Consider the following 23248-nt stretch of genomic DNA (forward strand, 5'->3'; position numbering starts at 1 on the left):
GAGCGGGCCCCCCATGGCTTTCTTGCGGGCAAGCGGAGGTCTGACCACCTTTGCTCCCAATGGGCCGGAGCGCCTTCACAAAGGCGGTGCTGTTCATCGTGGCACTCGGGGCGCTCCCCTCCGGCGCGCAGATCCTGGAGCTGTCTCGGCCGCTCGCTCCCCCTCCAAGCATGCCGGAGCGTCCCGCCTTCGAGGAGCTGCTCTTCTCCTTCGCGGATCCGGATCGGGCCCTGCAGGGGGGCTTCCTCGTTCCCTCGCTCTCCCTCGCCGTGCGCTCGCGGGCCTGGGCATTCATGCCGTCGCGGAAGTACGAGCAGCGGGATGCCCTGGACACGCTTTCGCAGCCCGCGCAGGACCTGACCCTGTCCGAGCTGCCAGCGGGACGGCGCCTCGCCTCCCTGCTCGCCCTGGGCCCCGATGGGGAGCAGGTCCGGATTCGTGACCTGGGTCACCGGCTGGGCGGGCCGGACAGCCCGCTGCAGAAGGGTTTCCAATCGGCGCTCGACTCCCTGCACATCCCCAAGCCCGCGGCGCTGGTCTCCGCGGGCGTGGCGGCGCTCGGGCTCGTGTACCAGTTCGGTACCGTCCAGGTGAACGGCCTCGGGATTCCCACCTCGGCGAGCGCCACCATGCTCGGGGGGAAGCTGAACGCGTCCTTCCACCTGCACTCCGAGGCCCGGTTCCAGAACGCGCGCGCGGACACGTCCGTGCGCTTCCGGTTGCCGGAGCTGCCGCTGCCCGTCATCCGCTTCGAGCAGATTGAAGTGGGCGGCGCGGTCGCGCGCACCCCCGAGCGGATCCTGCTCGACACGCGATGGATCACCCTGCGCAGCCGGGTGTCCTGGCTCGAGATGTCCATGGGCGTCCACTCCAGCTTCGCCGAGCCGCAGCTCTGGACGGACTTCGAGACGAGTGTGCAGCGCGAGCGCTTCAGCGTCCGGGCCGTGTTCAGCCGTCAGTGGGAGACGGCGCGCTTCCGCTCCCTGGCCACGGCTACGCTGCGCACGGGCCCCGTGTTGTCCGGGCTCTTCATGGGCCTGCAGGACAACACGACGCGCACTTTCGGCCTGGTCGGCATGGGCTCGTTCTGAGCCCTCCTGAAGCGCGGGGGCTCAGTGGGGGCGCTTCGGCTTCTGGGGACGCGTGGGATCCGGCTCGACTTCCTCGTTGCCCGCGATGTCCGCCGTCGTCACCGCCTTGTTGCCGAAGCGCTCGGCGATCCGGTCCAGCGCGGCGTTCAACTTGTCGCTCTTCCTCGGCTTCTCCGGCTCGGAGAAGAGCCCCAGCTGTCTCGTCTCGCCTCCGTCCATTCCCAGCTCCTGCACCGAGACGCCCGTCAGGCGCACCGATTTGTCGTCGTGCGCTTTCTCCAGCAGTTCCTTCGCCACCCGGTAGAGCGTCTGCCCGTCATCCGTTGGAGAGGGCAGGGTGGTCCGCCGGGTGAGGAGCGTGAAGTCCGAGTACTTCAGCTTGAGCTGCACCACCCGGCCCTTCACGCCCGCGCGCCGCAGCCGGCGCGCCACCCGCAGCGCCTGCGAGTGCACGTGCGGGCTCAGGGCCTCCATGCCCGTCAGGTCCTCGTCGAAGGTGTCCTCGGCGCCCACGCTCTTGGCCTCGCGGTCCGGCACCACCTCGCGGGGATCGATTCCCTGTGCCAGTTCCCACAGCTGGCGTCCGCTCGTGCCCCACCGGGCCTCCATCCACGCCACGTCCCGCTTCGCCACGTCGCCGATCGTCTCCAGCCCCGAGCGCTTCAGCGCCTCCTCCGTCTTGGGCCCCACCCCCCACAGCCGCCCCACCGGCAGCCCCGCGAGGAATGCCACCGTCTCCTCCGCTCGCACCTCCCGCTGGCCGTTCGGTTTCGCCACGTCCGAGGCGATCTTCGCCACGAACTTCACCGCCGCGATTCCCGCCGACGACGGCAGGCCCGTCTCCGACGCGATCTCCTTGCGGATCCGCCTCGCCATGTCCGCCGGCGCCCCGAACAGCCCCACCGACGCCGTCACGTCCAGGAAGGCCTCGTCCAGCGACAGCGGCTCGATGAGCGGCGTGTACCGCTCGAAGATGGAGAACACCTGCTCGCTCGCCTCGCTGTACGCGTTGAAGCGCGGCTTCACCACGATCGCGTGCGGCGCCATCTTCATCGCCCTCGCCATGGGCATCGCGCTGCGCACCCCGTACTTGCGCACCTCGTACGAGGCCGCCACCACCACCCCGCGCCGCACGTCCCCGCCGACGATCAGCGGCTTGCCCCGCAGCTCCGGGTTGTCCCGCTGCTCCACGGACGCATAGAAGGCGTCCATGTCCACGTGGATGATGGCCCTCATCGGATTCACTGTATCGGCCCCCTCTGACGCTCAATCCCCATGAAGACCCTCACCGAATACCTCACCTTCCAGACCCGTGAACGCCGGGAGCTCGTTCGCATCACCGGCTCCGTCGCCGAGCTCGTCCGCAAGAGCGGCATCCAGGAGGGCATGGTGCTCGTTTCGGCCATGCACATCACCGCCGGTGTCTTCGTCAACGATGATGAGTCCGGTCTCCACGAGGACATCTGGGAGTGGTTGCAGACACTCGCCCCCCAGGGCCCCGACTACCGCCACCACCGCACCGGCGAGGACAACGGTGATGCCCACCTGAAGTCCCTCCTCATCCACCACCAGGTCATCCTCCCCGTCACCGCCGGGAAGCTGGACCTCGGGCCCTGGCAACAGGTGTTCTACGCCGAGTTCGACGGTCAGCGCAGGAAACGGCTCGTCATCAAAGTGATGGGCGAGTAGGGCGCGCGGGGTTCAACCCCGGGTCCGGGCACCCTCACCCCGTCCCTCTCCCGAGGGGAGAGGGATTTGATGGTTCCTGAGAACCTCGAGGAGCTCCTGGGGGAGGGGGCTTTCCACTCGCACCTGCTGCTTCGTGATGGGGTGGGTGACGCCCAGTGCCTTCGCGTGCAGGAAGAAGCGGCTCAGGCCTGGCTCTTCTCTTCCTCCGTAGAGGGTGTCTCCCACGATGGGCGCTCCCACCGCCGCCAGGTGGGCTCGAACCTGGTGCAGCACCCCCGTGTGGATCCGCACCTCCACCAGGCTGTACTCCCCCGCGCGCTCCAGCACCCGGAACTCCGAGCTCGCCTCCCGCGCTCCCTCGCCCCCGTCCAGCGCCGGCTCCACCCGGTCCGGGTGTCTCGGGTGGTGACGCAGCGGCAGATCGATTTCTCCCTCGTCCGCCAGCGGCCCCGTCACCAGCGCCCAGTAGCGCTTGTCCACCTCGCGCCCGCCGAATGCCTCGCGCACCGCGGTCCACGCCTCGCGCGTGCGCGCCGCCACCATCACCCCGGATGTCTCGATGTCCAGCCGGTGGCACAACCCGCCCTCACGCTCGTCCTCCGAGGCCTCCGCGCACTCGGGATGCCTCGCCACCAGCGCGTTGGCCACCGTGCCCGTTTCCCCCGGCTGCAACGGGTGCGAGGGCTTGCCCGCGGGCTTGTCCACGAACACCAGCGCCTCGTCCGCGTGCAGCACCGCCAGCGGCGCCTCCGGCTCCGGCACCACCTCGCGCCGCTCCTCCGGCACCACCACGGTGATCCGCTGCCCTACCGCCACCAGCAGCCCCTTCTTCGCCGGCCGGCCTCCCACCTTCACCGCGCCCGCGTCGAACAGCCGCTTCAGCTTCGCTCTCGACAGCCCCAGCGCCTCTCCGATGAAGAGGTCCACCCGCTGTCCCGCCTTGCCTTCCTCCACCACCAGCGTGTGCGTCGTCCCGGTCTCGTTCACTCGGACAGTGCCTCGTACACTTCCTCCGCCGTCTGGAGCCGGTCGTCCGGCTCCTTCCGGATGAGGCGATGCGCCACCCGCGCCAGCTGGGGATCTCCCCACTGGTTGATGGCCAGCACGGGCGGGGGCTCGGTTTCCAACACCTTGTGCCACAAGTCGACCGGCGACTTCGCGTCAAAAGGCGGCCGGCCCGTCATCAACTCGTAGAGGATGACGCCCAGGCTGTAGAGGTCCGCCCGTCCATCCAGCGGCTCCCCGAGAATCTGCTCCGGCGGCATGTAGCGGAACGTCCCCACCATCCTCCCGTCCAGCGTCATCCCCGCGTCGTCCGCCAGGAACTTCGCCAGGCCGAAGTCCATCAGCCGCACCTGCCGGTCCTCGTCCACCATGATGTTGGACGGCTTCAGGTCCCGGTGCACCAGCCCGTGCGCATGGATGTACGCCAGCGCTTCGCACACCTGGAGCAGCGCGTCCTTCAGCCGGCCCACCCGCTCCGGCCGGTTCAGCGCCTCCAGCTTCGCCGCCGACTCCCGCTTCACCGGCACCGGCTCCGGCGCCCCCACGTCGTAGGGCAGCTCGAACTCCAGCGGATCCACCTCCTCCGAGTCCGAGCCCAGCCACGGCTCCATCGGCACCGGCAGCCGCGCCGCCGAGCCGGACGTGCCAAAGCGCATCCCCCCCGAGCCGCCCGAGGCCATCTCCTCACTCGGGGCCTCCTCGGCGAAGGCCGACAGGTCGAACAGCCCGCCGTCACCGTCCTCCGAGTTCGCCTCCCGGCTCGCCGAGGCCGGAGCCTGGGGGCGCCGGAACGAGCCCGAACCCGAGCCCGGGAAAGACCCTGACGAGCCGCTCGAGGGCGACACCATCTGGTCACCCCGCAGCGACAGGTAGTCGCGCAGCGTCAGCCCCTCGATGAGCTCCATCACCAGGTAGGGCGAGCTCTGGTACACCCCGGTGTCGTACACCTTCACCACGTTGGGATGGGCCAGGTCCTCCAGGGCCTCGAACTCGCGCACCAGCCGCTTCGCCGCCCGCGAGTCCATGGCCGGTCCGCCCGACAGCAGCTTCAGGGCCACCGCCTCGTTCGACCTGTCATCCAGGGCCCGGTAGACGGTCCCGATTCCACCACTTCCGAGCGTCTCGAGGACGCGATAGGGACCGATGACTTTGGGACGCATCAAGTCATCGATCCTAGATACCCTGTCGGGTCAGGGTCAAACGCCCGCCTGGAGGAGATGGGTGTTGGATGACCGTCACCCCAGCATTCCATCTCCTCATGGGGCCCGGTAGCCAGGGTAGGGTAGGTCCGGCACTCACTGACATCCGGGGGAGTTGCCGCGGGGCGGGTCCGTGCCATTCCACCCCGGGCCGCGACCGCTCGGGCCGGTGGTGCGACCACTCCTGCACACGCCCGTGGACGTGGAGGGGTGGTGCCTCTACATTGCGCAGCCTCATGGAACGCCCTGTGTCACCTCCCTCTGTGGCTGCTCTCGAGCGACTCGTCCAGGAACGGCCCCTGCCGCGCCATGTGGGTATCATCATGGATGGCAACGGCCGCTGGGCGGAGATGCGCGGCCTGCCCCGGGAGGAGGGCCATCGCGAGGGCTCCAACAGTGTGCGCGAGGTGACCCGCTGCGCCCGGCGCGTGGGCGTCCAGGCCCTCACCCTCTACGCCTTCTCCTCGCAGAACTGGGCCCGCCCCGCCGAGGAGGTGGCCGCCCTCATGGACCTGCTGCGCGAGTACCTCGAGAGCGAGCGCACGGAAATCCTGGAGAACGGCATCCGCCTCAACGCCATTGGCGAGGTGGAGAAGCTGCCGCGCTTCGTGAAGGAGCCGCTGGACCGGCTGCGGGCGGACTCGGCGGACAACAAGGGCATGGTGCTGACGCTGGCGCTGTCCTATGGCGGACGCGAGGAGCTGGCCCATGCGGCGCGCCGCATGGCCGAGGCCGCCTGCAAGGGCGAGCTGACGCCGGCGCAACTGGACACCCAGACCTTCGAGTCCTACCTCTGGACGAACGGGCTGCCACCGCTGGACCTGGTGGTGCGCACCAGTGGTGAGCAGCGCATCTCCAACTTCCTGCTCTGGCAGCTGGCGTACGCGGAACTGTGTTTCAGCGACGTCCTCTGGCCGGACTTCAGGACCGAGGCCTTCCTGCGCTGCCTGGCTCAATACCAGCAACGCGAGCGGCGCTTCGGTCTCACCTCCGCGCAAGTGAAGCGAGAGGACTCCCACCGGGCCAAGGCGTGAACGAGAAGAACAAGAACCTCGTCATCCGGACTGTATCGGCGCTCACCCTGCTGCCGCTGGTCATCTTCCTGTTGTTCAAGGGAGGTCTCTACAGCGCGGCACTGCTGAGCGTCGCCGCCGCCATTTGCGCCAGTGAGTACTACCTCATCACCCAGAAGACGCTCTCTCCGGCGGCCTGGGTGGGGATCGTGCTCGCGGGCCTGTTGCCCGCCCTGACGTTGAAGGATCCGGAGCGCACCGGGGCGGGGGCCTTCTGGATCCTCGCCTTCTATTTGTTCTTCGCCTTCACCTACCACCTCATCCGGGGCCCCCTTCAGGACGCGCCCACGCGGGTGGCCCACCTGGTGACGGGCATGTTGTACGGCTCGGTGGGGCTCACCGCCGTGGCCGCCCTGCGGTTGATGCCGGACGGGATGGCGTGGTCCATCTCCGCGCTCGTCATCACCTGGGCCAACGATACCTCCGCCTACTTCGCCGGCCGCTTCCTGGGCCGCCACAAGCTCTACCCCGAGGTGAGCCCCAACAAGACCTGGGAGGGCTTCTTCGGCGGCATGGTGGGCTCGGTGGTGGGCATGTTCATCACCCGGGGCTTCTTCTATCCCATGCTCACGGTGACGGACTGTCTGGTGCTGGGAATCCTGGGCGGCATCCTGGGTCCCATCGGGGACCTGTGCGAGTCCATGCTCAAGCGGGCCTACGGGGTGAAGGATTCCGGTGTGGCCATCCCGGGGCACGGCGGCATCCTGGACCGGATCGACGCGCTGCTCTTCAACGCGCCGCTGGTGTTCGTCTACGTGACCTTCGTGCGCGGGCTGCTTCCGTAGCGGCCGCCGATTGTCCGGTTGGCAGGACTCCGGGCCGCGATGCGCATTGTCGGGCATGAGTCCCACGGTTAGTGTTGGCACCATGCTTCAAGGTCCCGGTCTGTTCATCGTCCTGCTCGGCGTGCTCATCACCGTCCATGAGCTGGGCCACTTCCTCGTGGCCAAGGCCTGCGGGGTGAAGGTCATCCGTTTCTCCATCGGGTTCGGGCCGAAGCTGTTCGGCTTCACCAAGGGGGAGACGGAGTATCAGGTGGCCCTGCTTCCCCTGGGCGGCTACGTGAAGATGGCCGGGGACACCCCCCACGAGGAGCTGAGCCCCGAGGACGCCCAGCGCGGCTTCCTCAACGCCGCGCCGTGGAAGCGCGCCCTCATCGTGGTGGCCGGGCCCGTCTTCAATCTGGTCTTCCCCGTCCTCATCTACTTCTTCGTCTTCTTCGGGCCGCACGAGACCATCTCCACCCGGGTGGGGTACGTGGATCCCGCCATGCCCGCGGCCGCCGCCGGCATCCGGCCCGGAGACCGCATCGTCGCGGTGGATGGCGACAAGGTGCGGACCTTCGAGGAGATGCGCGAGGCCTTCGTCGGCCGCTTCGACCGCTCCATCCCCATCACCATCGAGCGCGATGGCAAGCAGCAGATCGTCAACGTGACGCCCAACCGCATCGTCGAGTCCTCTCCGGTGGACTCGGTGGAGCGGGGGCAGATTGGCGTGGCGCACACCAACCGGCCCGCCGTGGTGGGCGTGCCCCCGGGCTCGCCGGCCGCGCAGGCCGGGCTGAAGACCTTCGACCGCGTCCTGTCCATCAACGGGGTGGCCGTCCCCGACGAGGCCGCGCTCAACGAGCAGTTGGCGAAGATGGAGGGGACGCTGGAGCTCACCGTGCAGCGGTTGGCGCCGGTGCCGGCCGGTGTGGTGACGGGGTACTCGCCCTCCGTGCACAAGGTGACGGTGCAGAAGCAGCCGGGTGCCGAGGGCTTCGCCGCCCTGGGGGCCCAGGCCGCGGACATTTACGTGGGCTCCGTGTTCCCGGGCAGCCCGGCGGAGAAGGCCGGCCTGCGGGTGGGAGATCAGCTCGTCTCCTTCAACGGTGAGCCGCTCAATTCGTTCAACGTCCTGGCCGGCAAGCTCAGCACCCTGAAGGAGCAGTCCTTCCAGCTCGGCTGGCGCTCGGCGGACGGCCAGGTGCGCACGGAAAAGATTGCCCAGGCCTCCCACACCAGTAAGGACGAGATGGGCCAGGAGTCCTCCCGGCTCGAGCTGGGCCTGCGTCCCTGGCTGCCCTCGTCGGCGGAGCTGCTGCCCACGGACAAGGTGACGGTGACGCTCGGGGTGGGCGAGGCGCTTCGCGAGGCCGCCACCGTGGTGCCCAAGATCGTCGGGCAGATGGTGAAGGTGATTGGCGGGCTCGTCACCGGCCAGGTGTCGCACAAGACGCTGGGCGGGCCGGTGATGATGTACCAGCTGGCCTCCAAGAGCGTGGACCAGGGGTTGGACTACTTCCTCAACCTGATGGCCATCATCTCCATCAACCTGGGCGTGATGAACCTGCTGCCCATCCCCATCCTCGATGGCTTCCACCTGCTGTCCGCCTTCTGGGAAGGCATCCGCCGCCGCCCCATTCCGGTGCGCGTGCGCGAGGTGGCCAACGTCGTTGGCCTCGTGCTGCTGATGGCGCTGATGGGCATGGCGTTGATCAACGACATCACCCGCTGAGTCCCTTCAGGTATGTCCGCGACAGGTGCCCCGGAGAAAAAGCGCTGACGACGTGGCTATTTCCCCTCGCCCTCCGGGAGAGGGACGGGGTGAGGGTGCCACGCATCCCGGGTTGAACCCCTTGTCCCCAAATGGGCCATGGGTTGGAGAACGGGGACAGATACCCTCACCCTGACCCTCTCCCGAGGGGAGAGGGGATATTGAACGGGATTGGTGAGGTGCGATGCGGCGACTGCTCGTGGGTTTGACGGTGGGGTTGGGGTTGCTGGCGGGCTGTGCGCCTCGTGCCACCCGGCCCACGGCCGAGGAGAAGCCGGACCGGGAGGAGGCTCGGCCGGAGAAGCCGCCCCCGGCTCGCGGCTGGCTGGAGGAGGGGCTCGCCTCGTACTACGGCCCGGGCTTCGCCGGCCGGCCCACCGCCAGCGGCGAGAAGTTCAACCCCCAGAAGCTCACCGCCGCTCACAAGAAGCTGCCCTTCGGCACGTGCCTCCGGGTGGTGAACATGGAGAACGGGCGCTCGGTGGAGGTGCGCGTCAACGACCGGGGGCCCTTCGTCAAAGGGCGCGTGGTGGATGTGTCGACCGCCGCGGCGAAGCAGCTCGGCATGATGGAGAAGGGGCTGGCCCGGGTTCGCCTCTACCGCTGCGCGGACAAGACCGGGTAGAAGCCTCCCCATGTTCCTCGCGCTCGATACCTCCACCCTCACGTTGTCGCTGGCCCTCGTGGAGCGGGAAGGGGAGGGGGTGCGTGTCCTCGAGCACCTGGTGGTGGGCCCTCCGAAGAAGCAGAGCGAGGTGCTCCCCGGCGTCGTCGGCGAGTTGCTCGCCCGGCACGGCGTGACGCTGAAGTCCCTGGAGGGCATGGCCATCGGTCTCGGCCCGGGCTCCTTCACCGGCCTGCGCATCGGCCTGTCCTGCGTGAAGGGGCTGGCGTACGCGGCGGGCCTCAAGGTGGCCGGGGCTTCCTCGCTCGCGGCCGTGGCCCTGGAAGGCCCCGAGGGTCCGCCCCTCTTCGCCCTCGCGGTGGCGCGCAAGGATGACCTCTACCTGGGGCCCTACCGGCGCGTGGGCCAGCGGGTGGAGGCCCTGGGGCCCGAGGAGGCGATGAGCCCGGAGGAGGTGGCCGCGCGCATGGCCGCCGAGCCCGAGGCGCTCGCGCTGGGCCCCGCACTGCCCGAGTACCGCGCGGCCCTGGAGGCCCAGGGCGTGGCGCCCTCGCGGTTGCTGAGCGCTCCCTTCTTCCCCTCGGCGGTGGCGCTGGCCTCGCTGGTGCGCTTCCCCGAGACGCAGACCCTGGAGGCGCTCTTCGCCCTGGAGCCGCACTACGTCCGCGCCTCCGAGCCCGAGCGCAACCCCAAGTTCCCTCCGCTGCCCGGGCCTCCGCCCACCGCGCGCCTCAAGGAGGACTGAGGGTGTACCCGAGGGGAGCCACCGCGCCGCCGGGTTAGACTGTCCCGGCCGTGAGTGCCCCTGCCCCCCGTTCCGTCTCCGACGCGTCTCCGCTCTCCCACTGTCCGCTCTGTGAAGGCGAGCTGGCGGAAGGGCGATGCGTGCGTTGCAGTGCCGCGGCCATGCCCGGAGGCTACCGGGTGCTGCGCCTCCTCTCCCAGAGTCCCCATGGGCGGCTCTACGCCGCTCGGGCGCCCGATGGCGGACAGGTGGCCCTCAAGGAGCTCGTCTTCTCGCTGGTGCCCGAGGCGCGGCAACTCGAGGACTTCGAGCGCGAGGCCCGCCTGTTGCGCCAGGTCTCCCATCCGCGCATCCCCCGCTTCGTGGACTCCTTCCAGGCGGGGAGCGGCGTCCACACGCGCCTCTACCTCGCCCAGGAGCTCATCCAGGGCACCTCCCTGCGCGACCTGCTCCACAAGCGCCGCCTGCGTGATGAAGAAGCCCTCGAGGTGGCCCGGCAGGTGCTCGATGTCCTGCGCTACCTGCACGAGCTGTCGCCGCGCATCGTCCACCGCGACGTGAAGCCCGCCAACCTCGTGCGCCGCGAGGATGGGGCCGTGTTCCTCGTGGACTTCGGCGCCGCGCGGGACCTCTTCGGCTCGGGCACGGCCGGCGCCACCATGGTGGGCACGTTCGGGTACATGCCCCCGGAGCAGCTCGGTGGGACGCTCGACGAGACGTGTGACCTCTACGCGCTGGGCGCCTCGTTGCTGCACCTGCTCAGCGGCAGGTCGCCCGAGGAGATGCTCGCGTCGGACCTCTCGCTGGACGTCGCGGCCCATGCCTTCGTCTCTCCGCGCATGGAGCGCTTCCTCCTCAAGCTCATCGCACGCGACCCGGCCCAACGCTTCCGCTCCGCGCTCGACGCGCAGCTCGCGTTGGAGTCCTCCTCGGGTGACAACCAGCCGGTGTCCCTCTGGCGCCGTGCCGCCATCCCGGTGGCCGTGCTGGGCGCCGTGGTGGGAATCGCCGCGTGGGCCGTGCTTCCGTCCTCCAGGACTCCCGAGCCCGCTCCCCAGCCGGAGGTGACCCCCGCGGTGACCGGGCCCGCCGAGGTGGAGGTGCCCCTTCCTCCTCCGTGGGAGCCACACCTGCCCCTGCTGCCGGACTTTCCTCCGCACGCACGCTGGCGCTTCGACGAGGACGACCCCGTGCTGCGCAAGACGCAGGGCGAGAACCCCGCCCTGACGCGCCTGGCGCGCGATGACCTGCGGCGCTTCGATCTCGTCACGCCCAGGGGCATGCGGGACACCGGCCTGCGGGGCAGCGCGCTCCGGCTCGGGCCTCAATCCCCGGTGGAGGTGGTCCGGGACTCCACGAACGCGAGCGCCGGGCAGCCCACCGTCCTGGAGGGACTCGAGGAGGGCTCGCTCTCCGTCTGGTTGCGGCGTGACGCCTTGCTGGACACGCTGGGAACGGTGGTTGCCTCGAAGAGTGCCTCCGGCGAAGAGAGCCCCGTGGGCGCCCACCTCGCGCTCGTCGTCAACGGCGGGCACCTGCGGTTCAGCGCCGAGGGCTCCCGGTGGCTCGAGCCACGCGTGCGGCTCGCCCCGGACGTCTTCCACCACGTCGTGGCCACCTGGGGGAGGGACGGGACGCGCCTGTACATCGGTGGCAGGCTCGTGGCCGAGGAGCCCACACCCGTCCTCGCTTCCCGCCAGGGACAGACGCTCTGGCTCGGCGGGAGCTCGACGGAGCCGGACGCGGCCGCGTTGCCGCGGGTGACCCTCGATGACCTGACCCTCTACCGCGGCGTGCTGCCCGAGGAGGCGGTGACGGCGCTCGCGGCCCTGGAGGAGGGCAGGCCCGGCGCGGCGGGCGAGTACACCCCGGGGCCGCCGCTCTTCTTCGAGGACTTCTCCCGTGGGCTCCGCCGGTGGGAGCCGCGGCCGCTCCCACAGCGCGTGGTGCAGGAGTACAAGTTCGTCGAGGAGGAGGGGAATCCCCGCCTGGCGCTCTTCCAGGCGGGTCCTGGAAAAGAGCGGGGCATCTTCCTGCTGACGCGGCCCCGGGATCACGGCATCTACCGGGCGAGCCGCTTGTGGCTCGAGCTGGACGTGAAGCTGACGCGCGGCGTGCCGGGGGCGGGCCTGGCCCTGGGGATGGAGTTCCATATGGAGTCCGTCGCTGGGACGAAGAGCCTCTTCGTGGAGCTCGGCTCCGTGCCGGAGGCATCCGTCTTCGGTGGCGGCGCCGCCACGCACTTCGTGCCGGTCCGTCCCGGCCAGTGGCAGCACGTGAAGGTGGAGCTCAGTGAGCTGCTCGCGCCGTTCAAGGCCGGGCCCATCCGGGCCGTGAAGAACATCGCGATCCTCGGGTATGGCGCGGAGGTCGAGGGCGCCATCGACAATATCTCCCTGGTGGAGGAGTAGGGCGTGAGCGCTCCCGTTGGTATGGCCCCTGGCTCGTGTGTGGCGTGTGCCCGTCCCTGCGCGGAGCCTCGCTGCTCCTTCTGTGGTGCCGCGCGGGCTCCGGGCGGGCTGCGGGTGCAGCGGGTCCTCTCGCAGAGTGTCCATGGCCGGTTGTACCTGGCGCTCGATGCCGGGGGCCGCTCCGTGGCCATCAAGGAGCTCGTTTTCGCGCACGCGCCGGACGCGGAGAAGGTGGAGGCCTTCGAGCGCGAGTCCCGCCTGCTCGAGGCGCTCTCCCATCCGAACATCCCCCGGCTCCACGCCTCCTTCACCGAGGGCGAGGGCGCCCAGGCCCGCTTCTACCTGGTGCAGGACTACGTCTCCGGCGAGTCGCTGGCGGCACGTCTGGAGCACCACCGTTTCGACGAGGCCGAGGCGCGGAAGATCGCCCGAGAGGTGCTGCGGATCCTCGGCTTCCTGCACTCGCGCCAGCCGCCCGTGCTGCACCGCGACGTCAAGCCGGCCAACCTCATCCGGCGCGAGGACGGCCACATCGTGCTGGTGGACTTCGGCTCGGCGCGGGCGCTCCGCGACGGCCGCACGCACGAGGCCACGCTCAACGGTACCTTCGGTTACATGGCTCCGGAGCAGCTCGGGGGCAGCGTCTCACCGGCGAGCGATTTGTATGCACTGGGGGCCTCGTTGCTGCACCTGCTCGGCCGGCGTCCTCCGGAGACGCTGCTCAGCGGAGACTGGGAGCTGGCCTTCACGCGGGAGATCCACGTGTCCGCGCGGTTCCAGGCCTTCCTCCGGAAGCTCGTGGCGCGCAGGCCCGAGGACCGTTTTCCCAGCGCCGCGGATGCTCTGCTGGCGCTCGATGCGCCTCCGCCGAGGACCGCGTCCCGTTGGCCCCTGGCCGCCGCCGGAGCCGCGCTGGCCGTGGGCGCCGTGGCCTTCGTGTCGGCGAAACGCGAGCCCGCGCCAGCCCCTCCCGTGGTGGCCGCGCCGCCGGAGCCGCCAAGGCCCGTGGAACCGCCCACTCCCTCGGAGCCCGGCGAGCCGGCGGTGCGGGAATCAGCGCCTCCCGGGATTCCGGCCGGGAAGGTGCTGGCCCACTGGTCCTTCGAGGACTCCGACAGGGCGCTCCTGTTCAAGAGCGCGGAGAAGGGGCCCGCGTTGAGGCCGTCGGAGGTGGACCCGATTCCAGGCGTGCGGGGACGGGCCGTGCTGCTGGGGGGCAAGGGCTCGCTCGAGGTGGTGCGGGAAGAAGGGCGCCCGGAGTTCGCGATTCCGTCCGAGGGGGCGCTGTCCCTGTTGCTCAGCCGCGAGAGGCCGGGGGCCGGTCCCGTGCTGGCGGCGTACGCGGGCATCCAGCGCACGCTCCAGCTCCGGCTGGACGAGTCGGGACGGCTGAAGTTCGGGGTGGGCCCGCGCGAGCTGGTGTCTCCCGAGCCCCTGGAGTTGGGCCGCTTCATGTACGTCGCGCTGGAGTGGGGCTCCACCGGCATGCGCCTCTGGCTGGATGGGAAGCCCGTGGCGGAGGACGTGGCGCCCGTGCCGGGGGGCGGGCTCGGTGAGGGACTCCGCATTGGCTGGGATGCCCTGGTTCCCGGAGAGCTGGCTCCGGCGATGGCCATGGATGATGTGCGGCTGCGTGCCGGCCCCCTGCCGTCCGAGACCTGGCACCGTGAGGCCGTGGACCTCGCGCGGGGCGGCCGCATCTACTCTCCCTCTCGCTCGACCTCCCCGGAGTTGGCCCGGCCGAGCCGGTCGCTCGATATTCCTTCCGTGGCGCTGCGGATGGAGACACCCGGAGACATCGAGCTCACCCCGCGTGAGCTGGCGGTGGAGAGCGCGTCCGCCTGCCTTCAGGGCGCGCGGCTCGCGCTGGAGGGGGTGGACGCCGTCACGGACGAGAAGGTGCATCTCTCCGTGTTCTTCTCCTTCAGAGCCTCCATGCGGTGCGGCTTGAGCATCCCGCTCTTCCTGGAGGAGAAGGCGGGGAGGCCGGCGAGAAACGCGCATCTCTCCTTCCACCTGAATCGCGGTGGGGCTGCGTCGCTGCTCGTCCGCCAGGAGTTCACCTTGTCCAAGGGCGAACGGTACTGCGTGCTGGGGATCGGGCGCTCCTCCTCGCCCCTCGCGAAGTTCCGGATCGACTGGGAGACGCGCAGCGTGAGGCGCATCTCCGTGGCGCCGAGGAAGCAGTGAACGGCCCGGAGGGAGCCGCGGAACTCAGGCGCCCTCGATTTGAATCTTCGCCTGACGCATGACGTGGTCGACGGCCATGAGGTGCCAGGCCACCTGATCGATCCGGGCCAGGTTGCGCGGCTCGGCGCGCAGGGCCGCCGCCATCTCCTCCATCGTCAGCCCGCCCGCGTTGGCCTGGTCCCGGAGGACCTTCTCCACCACCTGCGGCGTGAGGGTCAGGCCATCGCGCTTGCAGATGGCGCCCAGGGCGAGGCTGATGCGCAGCCGGTGCTCCACCTCGGCGCGGGTGTCCGCGTCCTTCAGCCACGCGTTGAGCGACTCCTCGCGCTCCGGGCCGTTGAACTGGAGCTCGCCGGCGGAGCGGCCCTCGCTGGCGCTCCAACGGCGGCGGATCTCCTCGTCCACCAGCGCCGTGGGAATCTCCACGTGGGTGCGCGCGGCCAGCTGGTTGAGCACCTCCTGCTGGGCCTGCACCAGGAGCAGCTGCGCGGCCTCGTCCTCCATCTGCCGCACGATGTCGCGCATGGCCTCCTGCAGCGTGTGGCCCCGGCCGAAGGCCAGCAGGAAGTCCTCGCTCTCGAAGCCGGGGTACTTCAGCTCGCGCGCGGCCTGCACCTGGACGACGAAGCGGGCCGGCGTGCCGCGCAGCGACTCGACGGGGTACTCCGCGGGCAGGGTGACCTCCACCACCACCCCGCCACCGGGCGAGCGGCCGACGAGTGCCTCATACAGGCCGGGCAGCATCGGATCCGGTTGCACGGGGAGCCAGACGTCGGTGTGCAGGCTGAAGGGGATGAGGTGGCCCTGGGAGTAGCCCGCGATGTTGAGGAGGACCTCGTCTCCCCAGGCGATCTGCTCGGTGGGGTAGCGGTAGTGCTCGGTGGCGTGGGGCCGCGCCAGCTCCAGGAAGCGCTCCTGGACCTGGTCGGCGGTGAAGCCCTGGGGGGCGGGGAGGGTGACGGACAGCCCCTCCAGGGAGGGGGCCTCCACCTGGGGCAACACCACGGGGTGACTCCGCTCGTCCCGCCAGGTGGGCGAGATCCGGGGCAATCCGAACGACTGGGAACTGGAAGCGTGGGAGCTCATGGTGCGTGCCTCTGCAAGGTGGAGACCAGGGGGAGACGACTACCAGCCGCTGAAGAAGTTCTTGATGCCCTCGCCGACCTTCTTGGCGCCCTCCTTGATGCCCTCGCCGACCTTCTTGGCGCCCTCCTTGATGGTGTCGAAGTTCTCGACGACCGTGCCGGCCACGGAGGAAGCGGTGGAGATGGCCGCGCCCACCTGCGAGACGATGGGGATGTTGGTGGCGGCCGCGATGGAGCCGGCGGCGGTGATGCCGGACGTCACCTTGGAGGCGATGCTCGCGTTGGGATCGGCGATCGTCTTGGCGGCCATGGCGGTGTCGAGGGCGGCGATGCCGATGTTGACGCCCGGGGCGAACCGGCCCGCGGCCTTGGCCGCCGTGCTCGCGCCCTTGGCGCCCAGCTTCGCCACGGACTCGGCGCCCTTGGCGGCGTCGGCGATGGCATCCCCCGTCTTGAAGGCGTTCTTCGCCGCGTCCTTCAGGCCGTGGGCGCCGCTCGCGGCGGCCTGCTGGCCCGCCTTGGCGATGCCACCCTCGAGCTTCCCAGCCAGCTTCTCGCCACCGACGGCGCGGAGCGCATCCGCGGCGCCCTGCTTCAGGGTGGTGCCGAAGTTGGCCCCGGCGCCCTTGGACTTCGCGAGCTCGCCCAGCACGTCGATGTCACGCAGCGGATTGCCGGAGAGCACGGACTCGGCGACCTTGCTGGCGATGTTTTCGGCCACCGGGCCGCTGGCCCCGAGGGCCGCCTGGGCGGCGCCCTTCAGGTTCTGGAACTCCTTGCCGGACTGGATCATGGCGGCCACGTCGAGCCCGCCCCTGACGGTGTTCAGCACGCTCTTGCCCAGCATGAGGCCGCTGTCGACGGCCTGGCTGGTGTCACCGCTCTTGATTGCGTTGGCGAGGCCCGCGGAATTGGCGCCGATGCCAGCGACACCGGCGGCGAGGCCACCGCCCGTCTTCAGCTTGCCGAACGCGCCGGCGGCGCCATTGGCGTGAGCGGCGTCGGTGGCGTTCTGCACGTACTTGCCGAGCAGGTTCTGCTTGGCGGCGGCGGCCGACGTCTTGGCGGCGGGCTCCAGGGTGTCCTGCGCGTGGAGCGGAGCGATGGAGGCGCTCTTGGGCGTGGTGAAGTGGGGCGCCGAGTTCGTCCGGGTCAGGGCCGACCTCTCGGTGGCGCCGAGCGCGGGGGCCGAGTTCGAGCGTTGCAGCGAGGGGTGGTTGTTGGCGACGGGCGTGGTCATGGGAGGCTCCTGCGGGAGTCGGGTTCGGGTGGCGCGGCGGCTTTCGCCGTGGATGTGCGCCATCCAGAGCAGGAGGTGTGCCAGGGCCCACGCGGCCCCACGGGGACGAGCGAAAGGCCCGTTTTCCCTTGGGAAACGCTCGCGAGCAGGGAAGTCCGCGAGGGATTCCGGGGGCCGGGCTGATGACCTGCCCCTGGTGACTCCCGTTTCACCTGGTGACTGCTGTCACCAGCCGGAGGAACCAGGAGCGCCGCGGATGCGGCTTGGGGCTAATCTCCTGGCTCGTTCCTCAGGAGACTCGACATGGAAGCGCATCAAGCTCCGACGCGGGCTTCGTTGTCCCCCCATGCTGCTGCGAGCGGCCTGTGTACTTCTGGTGATCGGCGCTCTGCTGCCCACGTTGGGGGTCATCTCATTCGTCTGGAACGAGCACATCGAGTTGACGCGTCTTGGCCGCTCCACCGGCGAGTTGTTCCGGGCACTCTTCTACCTGCCGGGACCGCTCACCCTGATGCTCGTGCCCTTCCTCTGGGCGCGGCGGCGCTGGGCGTGGTGGGGCTCGCTTCTCCTGCTCCCCCTGCATGGCCTCGGGCCCTTGGCGGACTTGGCGACACTTCGCCATGGCCTGCACGGGGGTGAGGTCTTCATGTTGATGCAGGGATTGGCGGCGTTCGGTGGAAGCCTCGTGGTGGGCCTCATGCTGTGGTCAGCCCGTGACGTGTTGCAGCGGCTCAGTCGAGGAAGCGCCTCCACCAACGCCGCAACTCCTCTTCGATAGAAGGGTCCGTGAAGTGGGTGAGGCGCCAGGGGAATGGCTCCAGCCAGGGCTCCAGTACCTTCGCGAACTCCCGGTACGCAGGAAGCTCCTGGCCTCGAGCCAGGTCACCGGCTTCGGGGTAGGGTCCTATCGATACGACGACGCGCTCCTCTCCCATGTCCTGCACGTTGGTCGCGGGACTCTGGAGCCGGGCTCGGAGACTCGAGGCGCCTCCCAGCTCCTTCAGCACCGGATGCCCAAGGAAGTTCAGCCAGTGGATGCCATCCACCCTGGCGCCCAGGTTGTCGTGGATGCTGGCGTTGCGGATGTCGAAGCCGGGGTGACGGAAGATCACCGGGCGAAGCCGGTCCAACTGCTCGTCCACGGGGTACCAGCTGGAGAGCGCGAGGCCAGCATGTCCCGAGGCGAAGGGCAGCCGTGAGGCCATGTCGAGTGCCAGCGCGCGAACGGTGCCCGCACCACGCTCCTCGAGATACTCCGTCGGCAGGGTGACCTGGAGCACACTCACGCTGTGGGGGGGCGGCTCGCGCCAGGGGATCCGCGCGTGATAGCTGAAGGCGTAGCCGCGATCGCCATCGGCGTAGATGCTGAAATGTGGCTCCGCACCTTCCTTCTCGGGATGGAAGGCCTCGTCGGGCGTGTAGTCGTCGAAGTACCTGCGCTCCTTGGGCCGCAGGATCTCCCGGATGAGCTCCCAACCCTGCTCGCTCAGTTCGCGTGGCTCCCAGTAGCAGCAGGTGTAGCGAGAGAGGGCTTCGGGGTGTCCTTCCACGGCGCGGAGATAGCTGTCGAGCGCGTGGGACACGTCCGCTGCGATCTGGAAGTGGTCAAAAGGGACGAAGAAGACGATACGGACCAGGTCACGGATGAGGAGCCGGTCCTCGATGCGCTCGATGGCGCCCGTCTCACGCGTCCATGCCTTGGTCCTGACCGGGCCCGAGAGCCTGATGCGAGGGGAGGGGTTCATGAGCATCGGCGGGCGCTACCGGCGATCAACGCCAAACTGAGGGGTGACGAGAGCGGGTTTGCACTGGCCACCGAGGCTTTCATACGACTTCATCTGTCTCACGGCTTCAGCGTTCCAGGGGTTGCCCACCGCGTAGCCACAAGGGAACTTGAGGTCGTAGATGCACTGAATCCGGGTGGCGTTGCGGGTGAAGTGGATGACGATATCGGGCCGGAGCGAGCCGGTACGCCTGTCGGTGAGCAGCACTTCATTCGTGAGCTCGTCCTTCCGGTAGCGCGGCTCCACGGCGAAGTTGTCGGGAAACTTCTCCGCGAGCCGCCGCTGAATACACTCGAAGGCGACCGCGTGCTTCAGCTTCCCGAGGTGTCGTGCCCAGGAGGGGGCGAGCTTGTCCTTGACGGTGGGCTCCTTCTCGCACTCCGAGTCGGGCAGGGTGCGATCCTTGCCGAAGAGCTCCTCATCCACCTGTTTGTTGGCCGCTTGGACGCATTCCTTCAACACACCCTCGACGACGCCTTTCTGGGCTTCATCGAGGAACCTGGTGACGTGGATGAATCCCTGGAGGACTTCGGCGGCCTGGACGGCTTTCTCGAACACCTGTCCGGCCCGGGACACCGCCGGCGCGAGGATCTCTCCAGTGCTCGCGTTGACCGGGGCCGCGCAGGCAGCACCGCATGACTGGTTGAACTGAGCTCGGGTGCCCGTGTGTTGCCCACCCCCATGGAGCCGGGGATGGACCATGGTGCAGGAGAGGCAGAGGAGCGCTGCCACCGGGACGGTGGCGAGGAGCCGCGAGACCGAGACCCGCCGCGCCCCGCGAGAGCTAGTGTGAGGAGAGGACATACGCACTACGCCCGGTAGGTGCGCGCCACGGACTCCATGCGCTCGGCCGCCTCGCGCAGGCTGCTCGTGGCCCGCGTGGTGGACTGCACTCCCTGCATCGTCTCCTCCATCAGCGACGACAGGTCCGACACCGCGGTGAAGATCTGCGTGATGCCCGCGTTCTGCTGGCTCACCGCCACGGCGATCTGCCGCGCCGCTCCCGCGTTGTCCTTCACGATCGACGTCAGCTCCCGGAGGCTCTCGCCGCTGGCCTTGATCTGCGACAGCCCGCCCTGCATCTGCTGCTGTCCCTTCTCCGTCATCGTCACCGTGTCCTGGATGGACTTGCCGATATCGTCCAGCAGCTCGCGCACCCGGTCCGTCGACTCGATGGACTGGTCCGCCAGGGCGCGGATTTCACGCGCCACCACGCCGAAGCCCTTGCCGTGCTCGCCCGAGCGCACCGCCTCGATGGCGGCGTTGAGCGCCAGCATGTTCGATTGGTCCGCCAGATCCTTCACCGTCTGGGCGATCTCTCCAATCTGCTGCGTGCGGTTGCCCAGCAGCAGGATGGTGCTGGCCAGGCGCCCCACCTTCTCGTGCAGCTCCTGCAGCCCCTCGATGCTCGCCCCCAGCGTCTCCTCGCCCAGGCGGCCCACCTCTTCCGCCCGCTCCGTCACCTGGAGCACCGCCCGCGAGCGCTCCTCCGCCATCTTCGATGTCTGTTGAATCTCCTGCGCGGTGACCTGCGTCTCCTGGATGGCCGCCGCCTGGCGCGAGAGGTTGCGCTCCTGGTGCTCGGCCGCCTTGCTCAGCTCCGCCACGGCGCCGGTGAGCACGCGCGTGCCCTGCTGCAGGCCCACCGTCGTCTGGCGCAGCTGCTCCATCATCCGCGAGAAGGCGTGGGCCAGCTCTCCCACCTCGTCCCGGCTGTTCACCTCCACGTGGTGCGAGAGGTCTCCCTCCTCGAGCACGTGCGTCACCGCCTCGCTCAGCGCGGAGATGGGCCGGGCGATGCCGCGCGCCAGCCACCACGCGCCCACGATGACCAGCGCCAGGAAGAACCCCATCATCCCGAGCGCCATCAGGGCCGCCTGCACCAGGGGGGCATAGGCCTCCCGCGCGTCCAGGGTGGCCACGAAGTGCCAGCCGTCCCCCACGTCCCGCACGTCCGTGCCGTTGATGGCCTCCTGGGACACGGGCGCCGCCGGGGGCTCCACATCCGGCGGACGTGAGTTGAAGAGCACCGTGCCATCCTCGCGCCGCACCTCCAGGGCGAAGCTCTCCTGGGCGCGTTCGTTGGCCCGCTTCATCGAGGCCTTCACCACGTCCCGCACCTGGCTCCAGTCATACGCGGCCAGCAGCACGCCGATGCGGGCCCCACTGGCCGGGCTCTTCACCGGCGCGGCCAGCGGCAGCACCCGCTTGCCAAAGACAGGGTCCTTCTCCCGCCCGAGCGCATCGGCGGTGAAGCGCCCCTCGAGCGCCGCCCGGTACCACTCCGACTCACGCACCTCGCGCTCGTGGCCCTGGTAGCCCTTGAGCAGCTCCTTCGAGCTCGCCGATACGGCGCGGCCCTGCTCGTCGAAGAGCACGAAGCCGCTGATGGAGGCGTGGTTCTTCGCCAGCCCCGCCAGCACCGCGTCGCTCTTGTCGAAGGTGTCGAAGAGCAACGCACCCCGCAGGATGGTGTCCTCGGACCAGCCGCGGACGTTGGCCTCGCGCTCGGCGAGGATCCGCTCCACCAGATCCTTGAGGCCCTCGGCCTCGGCCTTCAACGTGGCGTCGATCTGCTTGCCCAACGTGCGCCGGGTGATGGAGAGGCCCGACATCGTCACGGACAGGATGGCGAACGCCGAGAGCAACGCCACGGACAGGGTGATGCGGGCGCGCAGCTTGAGGCCACCCAGAAAGGGGAGAGTCATGATGTCAGAGCTCGAGCAGGGAGATGGAGACGGTGAGGGCGCCGATGACGCGGGCGCCATCCTTCACCGGTACGGACACCTGGACGACATAGGACTGGGAGGACTCGTCGAAGAAGGGTTTCTCGCGCAGCTCCCCGCCCCGGCCTCCCTTGAAGGACTCGCGCCACTTGGGCTCGTCACCCTGCCAGTAATCGGACGTGCGCCGCGTGGCGCCCACCAGCGCGCCCTGGTTGTCCATGACGAAGGCCTCGGCCACCTTCCGGCCCAGCTGCGCCCGGTGACGCTCGAGCGTCCGCGCGCACGGGCTGCCCAGCAACTGGCGCTTGAGAGGCGTGAGGGCCGGCGTCGCGCGCCACTCCTCATCCCACTGCCGGATGTTCTCCAGGGACACGCGCCGCGCGTTCTGCCGCTTCACCTCGCGCACCACCGTTGGATCCGTGGCCATGCGCCGCAGCTCCGGCATCAGCCCGTCCACCTTCTTCAATTGCGCCGCGCCGTCCGGCGGCACGTTCGCGAGCAGCAACAACGGCACGAGGGTCCACATCGACATGTCCCTCCAGTCTACCGGATGGGAACGCGTGGACCGGTCCGCGCCCGGGCCCCTGCTTCCCCTCCATGCGGACATGGCGGGAGGGCCTCCAGGCGGGCGGCCTCACTCGTCGTCGACTACGAGTCGTGTCGGTTTTTGTCCTACCCCGGTCGTAGTCAACGACGAGTGCGGGACTCGAAGGGGGCGTCATGCGTGCGTCTGCCCGAGGGGCAAGCACGGTCCGTGCGCCGGGCGAGGGGCTGGGGTAAAGGGGCCGCCATGAACGAGAATCTGCGAATCGCCGTGGTGGGCGCCACGGGCGTGGTGGGCACCGAGGTGCTCTCCACCCTCCTGCTGCGGGACTTCCCCGCCGAGCAGCTCACCGTGCTGGGCTCGGAGCGCTCCGAGGGCGAGGAGCTGGCGTACGGCGAGGAGACGCTGGAGGTGGAGACCGTGTCCGCCGAGACGCTCCGGGGCATCGGCCTGGTGCTGCTCGCCACTCCAGCGGACGCCTCGCGCACCCTGGCCCCCATGGCCCAGGCCGCGGGCGCCTGGGTGGTGGACGCGAGCTCCGCCTTCCGCGCCGAGGGCGCCGTCCCGCTGGTGCTCCCCGGCTTCAACTCCGAGGCGTTGGGCTCCTTCAAGGGCCGCATCGTGTCGCTGCCCTCGGCGGTGACGACGGCGGTGGCCAACATCGTGGAGCCGCTGCGCCAGGCCTTTGGCGTGGCCCAGGTGCAGGTGACGGCCCTCATGGGCGTGTCCTCCTCGGGCCAGCGGGGCCTCAAGGAGCTGGAGCAGCAGACGTCGGCGCTCCTGTCCGGCCGCGAGCCCGAGGCGCACGTCTTCCCCCACCGCGTGGGCTTCAACCTGGTGCCCCAGGTGGGCCCCTTCCTGGCCAACTCGCCCTGGACGGAGGAGGAGGCCGGCTGGACGCTGGAGTGCGCCCGGCTCTTCGCCAGCAAGGGCGAGGTGCCCGTGGTGGCCGGCACCGCCGTCCAGGTGCCCACCTTCTTCGGCCATGGGCTCAGCCTCCACGTGCGGCTGAAGAAGCCCGCACCGGTGGACCAGGCGCGCGCCGCCCTCAAGGGCTCGCCCGCGCTCAAGCTGTTGGATTCACCCACCGAGAAGGTCTACCCCCTGCCCAGCCTCGTCACCGCGGACCCCACCATCCATGTGGGCCGCCTGCGCTCCTTCCCCCAGGCCCCCGAGTGGCTCACCCTCTTCGCCACCGTGGACAACGCCGGCCGGGGTGCCGCCCTCAACCTGGTGGAGGCCGGTCTGCGGCTCGCCGGGTCCGACTCCTGACAATTTGGCAACGCCACCGGGCCGCTCCTGC

Annotated in this window: 20 protein-coding genes; 11 read left to right on the forward strand and 9 right to left on the reverse strand. The window is 69.6% G+C overall.

Going from position 1 to position 23248, the window contains the following annotated elements; genetic code table 11:
• Positions 1–59: 59 nt before the first annotated feature.
• Positions 60–1091 carry a hypothetical protein gene (locus tag BO221_RS16890; protein ID WP_083681107.1) on the forward strand — a complete coding sequence of 344 codons (1032 nt, stop codon included), beginning with the start codon at positions 60–62 and terminating at the stop codon, positions 1089–1091.
• 21 nt (positions 1092–1112) lie between these two features.
• Here BO221_RS16890 and BO221_RS16895 read toward each other — a convergent pair whose 3' ends face one another.
• Positions 1113–2327: a DNA polymerase IV gene (locus tag BO221_RS16895; RefSeq protein ID WP_073561500.1), complete on the reverse strand. Its 1215-nt coding sequence runs from the start codon at positions 2325–2327 to the stop codon at positions 1113–1115.
• Positions 2328–2366: 39 nt separating this feature from the next.
• Between BO221_RS16895 and BO221_RS16900 the strand changes: the two genes are divergently transcribed.
• Positions 2367–2780 (forward strand): secondary thiamine-phosphate synthase enzyme YjbQ, encoded by a 414-nt coding sequence (locus BO221_RS16900; protein ID WP_073561501.1) that lies wholly within the window; start codon positions 2367–2369, stop codon positions 2778–2780.
• A 12-nt stretch (positions 2781–2792) separates the two neighbouring features.
• Here BO221_RS16900 and BO221_RS16905 read toward each other — a convergent pair whose 3' ends face one another.
• On the reverse strand, positions 2793–3767 hold the full coding sequence (locus BO221_RS16905) for an RluA family pseudouridine synthase (RefSeq protein WP_073561502.1): 975 nt from the start codon (positions 3765–3767) through the stop codon (positions 2793–2795).
• Positions 3764–4945 (reverse strand): serine/threonine-protein kinase, encoded by a 1182-nt coding sequence (locus tag BO221_RS16910; protein ID WP_073561503.1) that lies wholly within the window; start codon positions 4943–4945, stop codon positions 3764–3766. Before BO221_RS16910 ends, BO221_RS16905 begins: the two co-directional genes overlap by 4 nt.
• 275 nt (positions 4946–5220) lie before the next feature.
• Between BO221_RS16910 and BO221_RS16915 the strand changes: the two genes are divergently transcribed.
• The 7 genes from BO221_RS16915 (at position 5221) to BO221_RS16945 (ending at position 14566) form a co-directional block, all read left to right on the forward strand.
• Entirely contained in the window at positions 5221–6018 is a 798-nt protein-coding gene (locus tag BO221_RS16915) for an isoprenyl transferase (RefSeq protein WP_073561504.1), read from the forward strand.
• Positions 6015–6842, forward strand: a complete 828-nt coding sequence (locus BO221_RS16920; protein WP_073561505.1) for a phosphatidate cytidylyltransferase — start codon at positions 6015–6017, stop codon at positions 6840–6842. Before BO221_RS16915 ends, BO221_RS16920 begins: the two co-directional genes overlap by 4 nt.
• Positions 6843–6924: 82 nt before the next feature.
• Positions 6925–8556 carry an RIP metalloprotease RseP gene (gene rseP, locus BO221_RS16925; RefSeq protein WP_073561506.1) on the forward strand — a complete coding sequence of 544 codons (1632 nt, stop codon included), beginning with the start codon at positions 6925–6927 and terminating at the stop codon, positions 8554–8556.
• A gap of 223 nt (positions 8557–8779) precedes the next feature.
• Positions 8780–9220, forward strand: coding sequence for a septal ring lytic transglycosylase RlpA family protein (locus BO221_RS16930; protein ID WP_073561507.1), 441 nt, complete (start codon positions 8780–8782; stop codon positions 9218–9220).
• A 10-nt stretch (positions 9221–9230) separates the two neighbouring features.
• A complete protein-coding gene (tsaB, locus tag BO221_RS16935) occupies positions 9231–9965 on the forward strand; it encodes a tRNA (adenosine(37)-N6)-threonylcarbamoyltransferase complex dimerization subunit type 1 TsaB (protein ID WP_073561508.1) in 735 nt (244 codons plus the stop codon).
• Between the two features lie 140 nt (positions 9966–10105).
• Positions 10106–12376 (forward strand): protein kinase, encoded by a 2271-nt coding sequence (locus BO221_RS16940; RefSeq protein ID WP_143195497.1) that lies wholly within the window; start codon positions 10106–10108, stop codon positions 12374–12376.
• A gap of 3 nt (positions 12377–12379) precedes the next feature.
• Positions 12380–14566: a protein kinase gene (locus BO221_RS16945; protein ID WP_143195498.1), complete on the forward strand. Its 2187-nt coding sequence runs from the start codon at positions 12380–12382 to the stop codon at positions 14564–14566.
• Between the two features lie 24 nt (positions 14567–14590).
• Here BO221_RS16945 and BO221_RS16950 read toward each other — a convergent pair whose 3' ends face one another.
• Positions 14591–15652, reverse strand: a complete 1062-nt coding sequence (locus BO221_RS16950) for a peptidylprolyl isomerase (RefSeq protein ID WP_233166057.1) — start codon at positions 15650–15652, stop codon at positions 14591–14593.
• Between the two features lie 39 nt (positions 15653–15691).
• Positions 15692–16891 carry a hypothetical protein gene (locus BO221_RS55470; RefSeq protein WP_073561511.1) on the reverse strand — a complete coding sequence of 400 codons (1200 nt, stop codon included), beginning with the start codon at positions 16889–16891 and terminating at the stop codon, positions 15692–15694.
• 346 nt (positions 16892–17237) lie between these two features.
• Between BO221_RS55470 and BO221_RS16960 the strand changes: the two genes are divergently transcribed.
• Positions 17238–17669, forward strand: coding sequence for a hypothetical protein (locus tag BO221_RS16960; RefSeq protein ID WP_073561512.1), 432 nt, complete (start codon positions 17238–17240; stop codon positions 17667–17669).
• On the opposite strand, the gene BO221_RS16965 is transcribed toward BO221_RS16960, so the two are convergent.
• The 4 genes from BO221_RS16965 to BO221_RS16980 form a co-directional block, all read right to left on the reverse strand.
• The gene (locus BO221_RS16965) at positions 17623–18636 is read right to left on the reverse strand and encodes a type VI immunity family protein (protein ID WP_083681162.1); all 1014 of its coding nucleotides are present in this window, start codon (positions 18634–18636) and stop codon (positions 17623–17625) included. The two genes, BO221_RS16960 and BO221_RS16965, sit on opposite strands and share 47 nt — an antisense overlap.
• A gap of 15 nt (positions 18637–18651) precedes the next feature.
• Positions 18652–19251, reverse strand: a complete 600-nt coding sequence (locus BO221_RS16970; protein WP_083681108.1) for a hypothetical protein — start codon at positions 19249–19251, stop codon at positions 18652–18654.
• Positions 19252–19484: 233 nt separating this feature from the next.
• Positions 19485–21383 carry a methyl-accepting chemotaxis protein gene (locus BO221_RS16975; protein ID WP_073561513.1) on the reverse strand — a complete coding sequence of 633 codons (1899 nt, stop codon included), beginning with the start codon at positions 21381–21383 and terminating at the stop codon, positions 19485–19487.
• A 4-nt stretch (positions 21384–21387) separates the two neighbouring features.
• Positions 21388–21933 carry a PDC sensor domain-containing protein gene (locus BO221_RS16980; protein WP_233166059.1) on the reverse strand — a complete coding sequence of 182 codons (546 nt, stop codon included), beginning with the start codon at positions 21931–21933 and terminating at the stop codon, positions 21388–21390.
• Between the two features lie 258 nt (positions 21934–22191).
• Here BO221_RS16980 and BO221_RS16985 point away from each other — a divergent pair, with 258 nt between their 5' ends.
• On the forward strand, positions 22192–23217 hold the full coding sequence (locus BO221_RS16985) for an aspartate-semialdehyde dehydrogenase (RefSeq protein WP_073561515.1): 1026 nt from the start codon (positions 22192–22194) through the stop codon (positions 23215–23217).
• Positions 23218–23248: the final 31 nt, after the last annotated feature.

Origin of the sequence: Archangium sp. Cb G35 (assembly GCF_001896145.1) — a bacterium.
GTDB lineage: Bacteria > Myxococcota > Myxococcia > Myxococcales > Myxococcaceae > Archangium > Archangium violaceum.